This window comes from Parabacteroides sp. 52 (genome assembly GCF_010500925.1).
Classification (GTDB): Bacteria; Bacteroidota; Bacteroidia; order Bacteroidales; family Tannerellaceae; genus QVMG01.
On record NZ_QVMG01000007.1, the window covers coordinates 87994 to 101067 of the forward strand.

9 protein-coding genes are annotated in these 13074 nt (G+C 42.3%); all 9 read right to left on the minus strand.

What is annotated here, in order from left to right:
• Nucleotides 1-5: 5 nt before the first annotated feature.
• Nucleotides 6-860, minus strand: coding sequence for a peptidyl-prolyl cis-trans isomerase (locus D0T51_RS06055; protein ID WP_163726622.1), 855 nt, complete (start codon nt 858-860; stop codon nt 6-8).
• Between the two features lie 9 nt (nt 861-869).
• The gene (locus tag D0T51_RS06060; RefSeq protein ID WP_163726625.1) at nt 870-2456 is read right to left on the minus strand and encodes a peptidylprolyl isomerase; all 1587 of its coding nucleotides are present in this window, start codon (nt 2454-2456) and stop codon (nt 870-872) included.
• Between the two features lie 82 nt (nt 2457-2538).
• Nucleotides 2539-4719: a DNA helicase RecQ gene (gene recQ / locus D0T51_RS06065; protein WP_163726628.1), complete on the minus strand. Its 2181-nt coding sequence runs from the start codon at nt 4717-4719 to the stop codon at nt 2539-2541.
• A gap of 23 nt (nt 4720-4742) precedes the next feature.
• Entirely contained in the window at nt 4743-5972 is a 1230-nt protein-coding gene (clpX, locus tag D0T51_RS06070; RefSeq protein ID WP_163726631.1) for an ATP-dependent Clp protease ATP-binding subunit ClpX, read from the minus strand.
• A 55-nt stretch (nt 5973-6027) separates the two neighbouring features.
• Entirely contained in the window at nt 6028-6687 is a 660-nt protein-coding gene (gene clpP / locus D0T51_RS06075; protein WP_163726634.1) for an ATP-dependent Clp endopeptidase proteolytic subunit ClpP, read from the minus strand.
• A gap of 191 nt (nt 6688-6878) precedes the next feature.
• Nucleotides 6879-8231: a trigger factor gene (tig, locus tag D0T51_RS06080; protein ID WP_163726636.1), complete on the minus strand. Its 1353-nt coding sequence runs from the start codon at nt 8229-8231 to the stop codon at nt 6879-6881.
• A 153-nt stretch (nt 8232-8384) separates the two neighbouring features.
• Nucleotides 8385-10838, minus strand: a complete 2454-nt coding sequence (locus D0T51_RS06085; protein WP_163726639.1) for a glycoside hydrolase N-terminal domain-containing protein — start codon at nt 10836-10838, stop codon at nt 8385-8387.
• Between the two features lie 63 nt (nt 10839-10901).
• Nucleotides 10902-12749, minus strand: a complete 1848-nt coding sequence (locus D0T51_RS06090) for an ABC transporter ATP-binding protein (protein ID WP_163726642.1) — start codon at nt 12747-12749, stop codon at nt 10902-10904.
• A gap of 125 nt (nt 12750-12874) precedes the next feature.
• On the minus strand, nt 12875-13074 hold a 200-nt coding region (locus D0T51_RS12225), incomplete at its 5' end, for a hypothetical protein (RefSeq protein ID WP_203583332.1).

Genomic DNA, 13074 nt, shown 5'->3' on the forward strand with positions numbered 1-13074 from the left:
TAAAATCACGGCTCTAAAAGCACAACAGCTTTACCACGCCGGATCGCATCATTATATAATTCGTTCTCAAATTTCTTTAAAAAATCCACCTTTTGCTGGTTGATAAGGATCTCTATTATCTGCGCATTGGCATAATCATAAGGAGCCACATTGCCTGAAGGTATATATTCACTGATATTCAATAAATAATAAAAGCTACTATCAGCCACTTCTATCTGTTTATTAGCCTTCAAAAAAGCCTTACCATCAGGGATACGCATAGGTATATTCTCGACAATTTCATCAAAATCCACCCAGCGGTCGTAAAAGTAGTCATAAATTACAGCATTTTGCACACTATATTTCTCAATTTTTTCTAAAGCATCCTCAGATTGTTGTTTATACCAGCTTTTTACATCGTGAAGACCCGGTGCATCCGCCGGTATTTTCAGGAAAAGTCCTTTTATCAGGTTTTTATCTAAAATGAACTTCTTTTGGTTTTCTTCATAATAGTTCAATTTATCACTCTCGTGGATATTCCCGGACAATCTTTCTTTCAATAAACGTTCCTGGTACCGATAACGCACCAAAGAATGACGATAATCATCCACCAACTTATTGATTTCTGCTTTCTCATCACTCAGGTTACGCAAGGCGACATCATACACCAAGGCGTCTTTGATCCATTTCTTTACAATACTCTCTATCATAAACAAGCTATCGGAAGAAGAAATCCCCCGTGGAATCATAGCCATGACTTCAGACCGCTTCAGTTGTCGTTCATCGACCTTTGCCAATATATCAGAATTATCGGAGGTAGGCGTTCCTTTACAGGCGCCCAAAAAGAATAAAGATAAAATGAATAATACGTTTATCTTCATAAAAGAGGATTACTTCAATAACTTTTTTATCACTTTTTCGTTGATTACCACCGGATATTTTTCTTCCAGCTCCTTCAGCCATTCAGCTTCTGCGGCCGCCTGTTGATCCATCGGCTTATTCCAAATTCTCTGATTCGAAACTTCAAACAAAAGAATTCCATCCCGATATTCTTGCATCAGATAAGTGTATTCCGGATTTTTTTGTTGAAAATGCTGCTGTTCGGCATTGAACAACAATTCATGCAAAAGGAAATTATATAAGTCCTGCATATAATCAGGTCCATACTTTTTTTGTGACATCGGCTGAATAGCCATATAAGTAGCAAAATAGGCTTGAGTAAACTCCTCTCCGGTCAATGAGAACAATGTCTTTTTCATCTCCTTCGCTTTTGCCTGAAAATCACTATCCGTAGGGAAATACTCCTGACACAATGCTTCTAACTCTTTATAAGCCTCTGGATAGAAGGTATATTCATATTCTCTCTTCAAACGATCGTCAAAAGACTTTTGCAGATCAATCCGTCGTCCATTATTCATCATAGCCTCTGTTATACGACGTTTCTCTACATCAAACGAAGGACGGGGCTTTTTTTCTATAAGTTTGATAATATGATACCCGTAACTTGTTTCCAAAACAGGAGAAACATCTCCCGGATTTGTCAACGCAAAAGCAGCTTTTTCTAAAAACAGAACGGTCTCTCCAATACCAAAAGGCCGGATCAAACCATCGGCATCTGCTGTCTCACTATCCGAAGAATACGCTTTGGCCAACTTACCAAAGTCTTCTCCGTCTTGTATCTTTTTATACACTTCTTCTGCACGGGACAAAGTTTCCTCTTTATCCTTTTCGCTCGCTTTTTCCGGAAATTCTATTAAGATATGGGCAATACGCACCAAACCCGGATTAGGTCTCCGGTGATGTACTTTAGCTACATAAAATCCATGGCTGGTATGAATGGGCAAAGAATATTCCCCTGTTGGCAAATTATAAAAAGCCTCATCCAATTCCCTGGGAGCCCGCATAGGCATCAGATTAGAGACGTGTTCATAGATTACTTTTTCTGCGTCTTTCTCATGCAATTCCTTGCCTAGAACATCTATATCCTCTCCTTTCGTTAGTCGGTTATAGGCATCCATAGCCCGTTGATAAGGAGCCACCGTATCTTTCATCGTCGTATTTCCCGGAGGCAGTAAAAACAAGATATAACTAAGATCCAACACCTCGTTTCCTCTGTCATAAACCACCTTAGCAGCCGCCTCTTCTGCCGCCTTATCACTCAAATAGCCCGTAACAAGTTGTTTCTTATACTCAGCCAACTCTGTCGCAAAAGCCTTTGTCTTATCCAGTCCCTGCGCTTCCGCATCAGCTACTTTCAGCTTAAAGTTCTTGAATAATTCGACATACTCATCAACCGATTTTTTATTAGTAAAGTCTGCTTCTCCGTTCTTTTGAGCAATAAAAATAAATTCAGACAAGGGAATGGGTTTACCTGCCACAGTCATCACAACAGAATCCGGCATACCCTGTATTTCACCCACCAAACAGACAGGCAAACAGAGTAGCAGTATAACTATTCTTAGTATCTCTTTTTTCATACCGTAAATGTGCTTTTAAAACATTATTAATCTAACGGAGAAGTACAAGGAATAGTATGTCATCTTATGAATTTAGTATTTTTTAATTGGCCATCTCTGACAGGAATTTTATACGCACCAACCGTATTTCTTCTTCTGTATAATCACCCCCTAATTCCTCTATCGCTTCTTCCAGATCATCCGTTTCTGAGTCTTTAAAATACTCATACACATCTTCGATATGATCTTCATCCATCACATCATTCACAAAATAGTCAATATTGATACGCGTACCGGAATAGACAATCGCTTCTAACTCATCCAGGAGCTCGGAGAATTCCAATCCATTTGTCAATGCAATTTCATCCAGAGCAACTTTGCGATCGATACGTTGAATGATAGACACTTTCAATTTGGATTTATTCGCGACAGTACGCACACGTAAATCTTCCGGACGCTCAATCTCATTCTCTTCCACATGTCTCTTTATCAACTCGACAAATTCCTTGCCGTATCTCTTCGCCTTACCAGCTCCAACTCCCGGTATATTCTGTAACTCATCCAGGGTTATCGGATACGTCGTAGCCATAGCTTCCAGAGAAGGATCCTGGAAAATTACAAACGGAGGCACCTCCAGGCGTTTAGACAACTTTTTCCGGAGATCTTTCATGATCGAATAGAGCACAGGGTCAACCGCACAAGACCCCCCTCCACGAACAGGCACTTCTTCTACTTCTTCCTCAAACTCATTGTCTTTTATGATTTTGAACGATACCGGTTTTTTCATAAACGCCTTACCGGCCTCAGCCATTTTGAGCAATCCATAATTTTCGATATCCTTTGTCAGATAACCGGCAATCAAGGCCTGACGTATAACGGCATTCCATGTTTTTTCATCCTCATCCTGCCCAGCGCCAAAAAGTTCTAACTCATTATGTTTATAAGATTGTATTTCCGAAGTCTCATTACCTAACAAAAAATGAACTATATACTCCGTCTTAAATTTTTCTTTCAATGTCGTTACCGCTTCCAATACGGTACCTAGTAATTCTTTTGCTTCCACTTGCTTTTTAGGGTTCAAACAATTATCACAACTTCCACAATTCTCTTCTTGATATCCTTCTCCAAAATAATGCAATAAGACAATCCTGCGACACAATGCCGATTCTGCATAAGCAGCTGTTTCCAACAATAACTGCTTACCGATTTCCTGTTCCGCTACCGGCTTCCCTTGCATAAACTTTTCCAGTTTTTGCAAATCCTTGTAAGCATAGAAGGCAAGACAATGCCCTTCTCCTCCATCCCGGCCGGAACGCCCTGTCTCCTGGTAATAACCTTCCAGGCTTTTAGGCATATCGTAATGTATCACATACCGCACATCCGGCTTATCTATGCCCATGCCAAAGGCTATCGTCGCCACTATCACATCCACCTCTTCCATCAGGAAAGCATCCTGATTGGCTGAGCGCTGTTGCGAGTCCATCCCGGCATGATAAGCCAATGCTTTAATACCATTCGCTTTCAGTATATCTGAAAATTCTTCTACCTTTTTACGACTCAGGCAATAAACAATACCGGATTTTCCCTCATTCGCCTTTATATACTTAATAATGTCCCGGTCCACATTGACTCCTTTGGGACGTACCTCATAATATAAATTGGAGCGATTAAATGAAGATTTAAAAACCGTCGCATCAACCATGCCCAGATTCTTCTGAATATCATGTTGCACCTTCGGAGTAGCCGTGGCCGTAAGAGCTATCAACGGCCTCTTCCCTATTTCATTGATAATCGGGCGAATCCGGCGGTACTCCGGACGGAAATCATGTCCCCACTCCGAAATACAATGCGCCTCATCCACTGCATAAAAAGATATTTTTATCTGGCGAAGAAAATCCACATTTTCCTCTTTCGTCAAAGATTCCGGAGCTACATAAAGTAACTTCGTTCGTCCTGACAATATATCTTCTTTCACCTGATCGATTGCAGTCTTATTCAGCGAAGAGTTAATAAAATGAGCAATACCATCTTCTTCACTGAAATTACGCATCGCATCAACCTGATTCTTCATCAGAGCAATCAGGGGAGAAATAACAATCGCAGTCCCTTCCATCATCAGAGAAGGCAACTGATAACATAAGGATTTCCCTCCACCTGTCGGCATCAACACAAAGGTATCATTCCCGTCCAAGACGTTCTCAATGATCTCTTTTTGATTTCCTTTGAAAGAATCAAACCCGAAGTATACTTTCAGTTTTTCTGCTAAATAGTCTTTCTTAGGCATATTTGTAGTTTTTTCTATCGCTATCAGGCGCTTTGCAGACGTATCACATCTGATTTTTCAAATTTTTCTTCTGCATACGCCAGAGTCACATTCAACACTTTCTCACCTGTTGACGGCATACTATACATTGCATCTGTCATTATGGCTTCTACGATAGAGCGTAGCCCTCGAGCGCCTAACTTAAATTCCAAAGCCTTATCAACAATATATTCATAGACAGCATCTTCAAAAGTCAATTGAATCTCATCCATTTCGAACAACTTCACATATTGTTTGATAATTGAATTTTTCGGTTCTGTCAAAATATTCCGCAACGTCTCTCTATCCAACGGATTCAAATAGGTCAGAATAGGAAGGCGTCCGATGATCTCGGGTATCAAACCGAAAGATTTCAAATCCGTCGGTGTTATATATTGCAACATATTATTCCGGTCGATACCGACTGTGTTTTTCACAGAAGCGTAACCAACCACACGCGTATTCATACGCTGTGCTATCTTTTTCTCTATGCCATCAAAGGCTCCTCCACAAACAAACAGGATATTCTTTGTATCCACAGGTATCATCTTCTGCTCCGGATGTTTGCGGCCTCCCTGGGGAGGTACATTCACTATGGATCCTTCCAACAGCTTCAACAATCCTTGCTGTACACCCTCCCCGCTTACATCACGCGTAATGGAAGGATTATCGCTCTTTCGGGCAATTTTATCAATCTCATCAATAAAAACGATTCCCCGCTGTGCCGCATCCACATCATAGTCGGCGGCCTGCAACAAACGAGTCAGGATACTTTCTATATCCTCTCCGACATAACCGGCTTCGGTAAGCACGGTGGCATCAACAATGGTAAAGGGGACATGAAGCAATTTGGCGATTGTACGTGCCAACAATGTTTTACCCGTTCCCGTTGCCCCTACCATGATGATGTTCGACTTTTCAATCTCCACATCATCCGAAGTCACCTTTTGCAATAAACGTTTATAATGATTGTATACCGATACCGACAAACGACGTTTTGCATCATCTTGTCCTATCACATATTGATCCAAAAATGTTTTGATATCTTCTGGTTTCGGCAATTCTTTTTTATCCAATCGAAAAGAGGTGCCTTTGGACGGCATCTGCTCCTTTACTATGTCATACGCTTGCTGCACACACTCATCACAAATAGCACCGGATATGCCATTGATCAACAAATTCACATCCCGGCTACCTCTTCCGCAAAACGTACAAACCTCACCTGTTTTGGCCATACTTTCTTTGTTTTTCTGCTTAAATAAACCCTTATTTCTTCTTTCTTTTATGTATTCACTTCTTTGTCAGAATATCATCAATCATCCCATATTCCTTGGCCTCGGCAGAGGTCATCCAGTAATCACGATCACTGTCACGTTCTACTTCTTCATATGGCTTACCGGAATGATCCGAAATAATGGTATAGAGTTCTTTTTTTACTTTGAGTATCTCACGAGCAGCGATTTCAATATCCGAAGCCTGCCCTTGCGTCCCTCCTAACGGTTGGTGAATCATCACACGCGAATGCTGCAAACCGAACCGTTTGCCCTTCGCTCCCGCCACAAGCAGGACAGAAGCCATTGACGCGGCAATACCGGTACAGATAGTCGACACTTCACTGCCGATAAACTGCATGGTATCATAAATACCATATCCGGCATAAACAGAACCGCCCGGTGAATTGATATAAATAGAAATATCTTTTCCCGGATCACTTGAGTCCAGGTATAATAACTGTGCTTGAATTATATTCGCTGTAGTATCATCTATTTGCGTTCCCAGAAAGATGATGCGATCCATCATCAGGCGTGAAAAGACGTCCATCTGTGTGACATTCAATTGGCGTTCTTCCATTATATAAGGCGTCAGACTGCTCGTAATATTCATATAACTATCCAGGGCAGAACCACTCACGCGCAAATGCTTTGTAGCGTATTTTCTAAAATCTTCCATAAATTCTAACTTCTAATGTATTATCTCTATAAAACACACAAAGGGACTTCCCCCTATAATTTAACGGAATAACAAAGTTATAAATAAATTTCTGAAAGAAACAACAAATTTGCTATCGCGAAAAACTTTTTTTAGAGGGAAGTCCCTTTTACTATAAAAATCAAGCGAATGGGCTTGAATGAAATAACTTATTACTGAAACAGCTCATTAAATTCTTCAACCGTCACCTCTTTCACGTCAAGCTTCACATGGTCTTTCAACCAGTTTGCCAACTTGTCTTCTACAGCGCGGTCAATTACATTTTGCAATGTTTCTTTATTCTTCAACATATCTGTTGCATAGTTCTGAAGCACATCTTCCGGAACAGACAACATTCCATATTGGGCAAACTGAGATTGAGCTACCCGTTTTGCCAAGGCATTGACGTCTTCCTGTTCTACTTTTATTTCATTCTTTGCAATCAGATTTTCTTTGATCAGATGATACTTCAGGTCATCTATAATCTGCGGATAATCATTTTCGATCTTTTCTGCCGTATTCTTTTCGTTAGCAACCAACAACCAACGTTTCAAAAGGTCATCAGCAAATTCCAATTCACCTACCTTTTTCACAAGTATTTCACGGATATCCGACATGAATTTATAATCAGCCTGCGGAGCAAATTGCTCTGCCAACACTTCTTTAATCTTTGTTCTGAAGTCTGCCTCAGTGGTTACCGTTCCTTCACCGAATACACGATCGAATAATTCCTGATTCATCTCAGCCTCTTTATGACGGGTAATTTCCGAAATCTGGAAACTGAAATCTGCAGTAAGTCCGGCTACCTGGCTTTTTTCTATTTTCAGGAAAGAAGCGATCTCTGCCTCAGCTCCCTCATATGCCTTATTCGGATTGAAGACGATAACAGATTGAAGAGTAGCTCCCATGAATTTAGCCTTTTCTGCTTCATCCTTCATATACATAGGCATCAACACCGCATCTTCAACAAGAATACCTCCTTCTTTCGGTGAACCATTTTCCAATTCAGCGACAGTTCCTTTAACCAGGTCTTTTTCTTCTACTTCATTCGCCTGATCATAAGCACCAAAATTAGCCCGGTAATTAGTCACCTGATTCTCTACCATTTCATCCGAGATAGTCACCTGATAAAAAGGAGCTTTTGTTTTCTTATTCAGTTCTATATTGATTTCGGGAGCAAAAGCCACATCAAACACAAACTCGAATTCTTCGTTTGTATCAAAATCCAACTCCTTTTGTTCCGTTTCATTCGGAAGAGGTTCACCCAATATATTCAGTTTGTTTTCGCGGATATACGTATACAGATTATCAGATACCAATTTATTGATTTCTTCTACCAATACATGTTTTCCATACATTTTCTTTACCATACCCATAGGAACCATTCCTTTACGGAAGCCGGGCACATTTGCTTTCTGACGGAAACTGCGCAGGCTCTTTTCCACCTGATCAGTATAGTCTGCCTTTACTATTTCCAGTTTAATAATACCACGTACGGCATCCTTGTTTATAAGCGAAACATTCATCCTGAATAATTTATTTGTTTAATTTATAATCTTCTCAAATTTTAGCCTGCAAAATTAGACTTTATCTTTTAATATCGCAAATGGTTTGAGTAGAAAGTTTTACGTTTCCTCCCAATCGGAAGCATTACCGAAATATCCTTTGAATAATACTTTTCAAAACAATAAAAACAATTCTTCTCCCTCTTCCATATCCACTTTTATTGCTCCATCCACAACCGGCAAGGATACGACTTTTCCTTTTTTCTTCACTGTCAAATCCGATACATTCGTCGGTAGTTTTACCCGGAACGTTCCGGGTACGACCGCTTTCAAAGAGGCCTCTCTCACCTGCCCCTCTTTCCAGCGTACAGCTACCTCTCCGCCTCCACGCACCTTCAATCCTTTGAAACTACCGGAAGGCCATTGCGAAGGTAAAGCGGGCAAAAATTCAATACAACCGGCCTGGCTTTGCACCAACATCTCAGCGATACCTGCACAGCCTCCAAAGTTTCCGTCAATCTGAAAAGGAGGATGTCCGCAAAATAGATTCGGATACGTGCCGCCCTTGTTCATCCGGTCAGCTCCCTCATCCACTCCCGGACGAAGCAAATCACTCAAAAGCTTAAAGGCATGGTCTCCGTCACGCAAACGGGCCCAGAAATTTATTTTCCAAGCCATCGACCAACCCGTGCTTTTATCCCCCCGCGCCTCTAATGACTTACGGGCGGCTTCGGCCAGGGATGGGGTCAACTCGACAGAGATCTCATTACCCGGATACAGACCATACAGATGAGACACATGCCGGTGTGTGGGTTCAGCCTCTTCGTAAGGCTCCAACCATTCCAGGATACGCCCATCTTCCCCGATCGTTGTCGGCATCAAACGGGCACGCTTGTCCTCTAAAACGGCAGCAAAGGCGGAATCAACCCCCAGAATCGTTGCCGCCTCCAGCGTATGGGTAAACAATTCGCGCACAATCTGATTATCCATCGTAGAGCCGGCACATATATGGACGGCCTTCCCATCCGGCAAGCGATACGCATTTTCGGGAGAGGTCGTCGGTGCCGTCACCAGGTAGCCATTACGGGGATCCTCCACCAACATATCGACAAAAAAGAGAGCCGCTTCTTTCATCACCGGATAGACATCCTGTAAATAGGATTTATCCATCGTATATTGATAATGCGTATACAGATGTTGACACAGCCAGGCGGCCGATGTATTGGTAGCACCCCAGGACGGATGCTCTCCCGGAGCCGTAAACTCCCATACATTACCCAGGATATGCGTCACCCAGCCCCGGGCATTGTAAAACACCTTGGCTGTTCGTTGCCCACTGGGTACTTGTTGTTTCGTCCATTCAATAAAAGGCAGATGCAACTCTGATAAATTAGCAACCTCTGCCGGCCATAAATTCATTTGTAGGTTGATATTCAAATGATAATCACCATTCCAGGGAGTACGGATCGTATGTGCCCAAAGTCCTTGCAGATTGGGAGGTAACAAACCGGGACGCGTAGAAGAGATCAACAGATATCGCCCGAACTGAAAGTATAAAGCCGCCAGAGACGGATCGTTTTTATCTTTCTCAAAAACACGCAAACGTTCATCCATGGGTAATTTTTCTCTTTCCGAATATCCCAGATTCAAGTCCACCCGATCAAAGAGTGTTCGATACATACGTATATGTTCTTCCTTTATCCGGGCATATCCTTTCTGTTCGGCTTGATGAAGCAAAGAGACCACCTCTTCCGCTTCGTCTTTCCCAAAATAGTCTGTAGCCATACTTACCCAAACGATTGCTTCGGATGCATCCTTTACCGTCAACGTACTATCTCCGGGGATCAACACTCCTCCCTGAGGTAATAATATACGGATACGTGCCTGATAAGCCACTCCTTTCATTGCTACCGTATCCACTCCGTCCGACAAACGCCCTTTCATCACCAGGTCACCGTCCACGGTCTCTACCTGATAATATTCCGGACGGTTCATACCTAACGTAAAATGAATCGATTTTTCTTTGTCTGCCTGCAAACAGATCACTCCGACATCTCCCGAAAACGAGGTAAAAGCTTCCCGTTTATAATGCACTTCTCCTTTTTTGAAAGAGACCGTTGAGAGCGCATCCGCCAGATTCAGTTCCCGGTGGTAAGCCTCCACATCCGCCGATGTATCCGGGTAAACATAGTCCAGTTGCAAATGTCCCAACAACTGATAACTGCCATAAGGGGCATGGGCACCATCCCCCAGATTACTCCCACTGCCTTTACAAACAAAGGTTTGATACATCAACTGCTCAGCTTCTTCATTTTTTCCTTCAAAAAGCAACTGCCGGATACGGGCCAAGGACTGATAAGCCGCCGGATTATCAGTATTTTGCTTACTCCCCGACCACATCGAAATTTCATTCAGGACAATATCTTCCCGGTCCACACCTCCATCGGGCATCATCCCCAAACGACCATTTCCTAAAGGGAAAGATTCTTCCCAAAAACGCGCCGGCTGCGTAAAAAAATAAGTCATGGACGGTTTTTCCAAAGGTGTACAACCTATTAAAAAAGTAACAAACAAGGTAATAAACACAGGCTGAACGGCCTGAATAAACAGACAGTTGTTTTTTTTCATTTCTTTCATCCTTTCATGCGAATAAAATCCGACAAAGAGTTTTTTTCTTATCTGTACATCGTGTCAAAAACTTTGCATATCGCATAGTTTTTTATAATATCCATCCAACGTCAAGAGGTCTTCGTGACGTCCCCGTTCAACAATTTCCCCTTCATGCATCACACATATCTCATCGGCATTACGGATGGTTGAAAGCCGGTGAGCAATCACAATCGTGGTACGGTTCTTCATCAAATTTTCCAAAGCTTCCTGCACCAAACGTTCCGACTCTGTATCCAATGCCGATGTGGCTTCATCCAGAATCAGAATCGGAGGATTCTTTAAAATGGCGCGGGCAATGCTCACACGTTGCCGTTGTCCGCCGGATAGTTTTCCACCCCGGTCACCTATATTGGTATTATACCCTTCTTCCGTTGCCAGAATGAACTCATGCGCATTGGCTATACGGGCTGCCTCTTCGACCTGCTCCTGGGTAGCTCCCTCCACACCGAAAGAGATATTATTGAAAAAGGTATCATTGAACAAAATGGCTTCCTGGTTGACGTTCCCCATAAGGCTCCGTAAATCATACAGGGTAGCTTCCCGTATATCTGTCTGATCAATGCGGATCGATCCTTTATCAACCTCGTAAAAACGAGGCAACAAATCGACCAGCGTACTTTTCCCCGAACCGGATTGCCCCACCAGGGCTATTGTTTTCCCTTTGGGTATTTCCAGGTTTACCCCTTTGATAACCCATTCATTCTGGTATTTAAACCATACATCTTCATAGGTAATCCTGTCTTTCAAAACTATCGGCTTCGGCTTTTCCGGATCATGAATATCAGTCTCGGCATCCAAAATCTTATCCACCCGATCCATCGAAGCCAAACCTTTTTGTATCGCATACGTGGCTTTACTCAAATCCTTGGCGGGATTAATGATGCTATAAAAAATCACTAAATAATAGATAAAGGTAGAAGCGTCTATCGTACTGTTGTTGGAAAGGATCAATGAACCACCATACCACAATACAATTGCAATCGTTGCCGTCCCCAGAAACTCGCTCATCGGATGCGCCATTTGCTGGCGACGATAGATACGGTTGGTCATATTGCGGAAGGTCTCATTGCTCTTCTCAAAACGTTCCTGTATCTTCAACTCTGCATTAAAGGCCTTTATTATACGCAATCCTCCCAGGGTCTCTTCTATCTGACTCATCAACAAGCCCCATTGCTGTTGACCGGCAAACGACTTACGTTTCAACTTCTTCCCCACCAAGCCCATCAAATAACCGGCTACCGGCAAAAGAATCAATACAAACACAGTCAGTTGCCAGCTGATAAGAATCATACCCACCATATAAATAAGAATCAGGATAGGATTCTTAAACAACATATCCAAAGAACTCATAATAGAGGTTTCAATCTCGTTGACATCCCCGGAAACACGGGCGATAATATCCCCTTTACGCTCTTCGGAAAAGAACTTCAAAGGCAACTGCGTGATTTTCCGGTTAATCTGATTGCGTATATCCCGCACCACCCCGGTACGTATCGGTATCATCGTAAAAAAGGCCAGATACATCGAAGAGACCTTCAAAAAAGTCATCACCACCAGGAATATGCCCAATATAATCAAGGTATTGGCACCTCCCTGCGTTTCGATCAGGTTACTGACATACCAGAAAAAGTTATTTTTCAACAATGCAGGAGCCTCCTTCCAAAACTCCCAAGATGCCGGCTGAAAAGCCCACTCCATATAATCATACGTCTTCTCCTCCAGCTTAAACAATACATTCAATATAGGAACAATCAAGGCAAAAGAGAATAAGTTCAATATCGCTGACAAGATATTAAAGAGAATATTCAGTACCAGAAATTTCTTATAAGGAGGCACAAAACGCCTGAGAATGCGTAGAAAATCTTTCATATTTCGCTTGACTTATTATAAATGGAGGCGCAATTTAGTTATAATCCGGCGGATAAATACCACCTGTTCCATTTTATCGCTCTAAAATGATTGAATCCGCCAGAAATTTTCATGATCCGGATGCATTAAAGAAAGCCCTCATCTATTCCAAAATCCTGCATCGCAAATACGAAGAACCCCGAATCACCTCGAAAAAAGGTGTAACCAATGAACCCCGGAGGGGTTTCATATAAAACCGCGGGATACATCCCGAGGGTCGCAATACATCCCCTTACACCAACCAGCACTATCCTGGCTCCTCTTCTTGGATAAGAAGAGGGGGACC

Coding starts and splice junctions, on each gene's coding strand:
- D0T51_RS06060 (WP_163726625.1), bottom strand. CDS start 2,456: ATGAAAAAAGAGATACTAAGAATAGTTATACTGCTACTCTGTTTGCCT.
- D0T51_RS06090 (WP_163726642.1), bottom strand. CDS start 12,749: ATGAAAGATTTTCTACGCATTCTCAGGCGTTTTGTGCCTCCTTATAAG.
- clpP (WP_163726634.1), bottom strand. CDS start 6,687: ATGGAAGATTTTAGAAAATACGCTACAAAGCATTTGCGCGTGAGTGGT.
- recQ (WP_163726628.1), bottom strand. CDS start 4,719: ATGCCTAAGAAAGACTATTTAGCAGAAAAACTGAAAGTATACTTCGGG.
- D0T51_RS06085 (WP_163726639.1), bottom strand. CDS start 10,838: ATGAAAAAAAACAACTGTCTGTTTATTCAGGCCGTTCAGCCTGTGTTT.
- clpX (WP_163726631.1), bottom strand. CDS start 5,972: ATGGCCAAAACAGGTGAGGTTTGTACGTTTTGCGGAAGAGGTAGCCGG.
- D0T51_RS06055 (WP_163726622.1), bottom strand. CDS start 860: ATGAAGATAAACGTATTATTCATTTTATCTTTATTCTTTTTGGGCGCC.
- tig (WP_163726636.1), bottom strand. CDS start 8,231: ATGAATGTTTCGCTTATAAACAAGGATGCCGTACGTGGTATTATTAAA.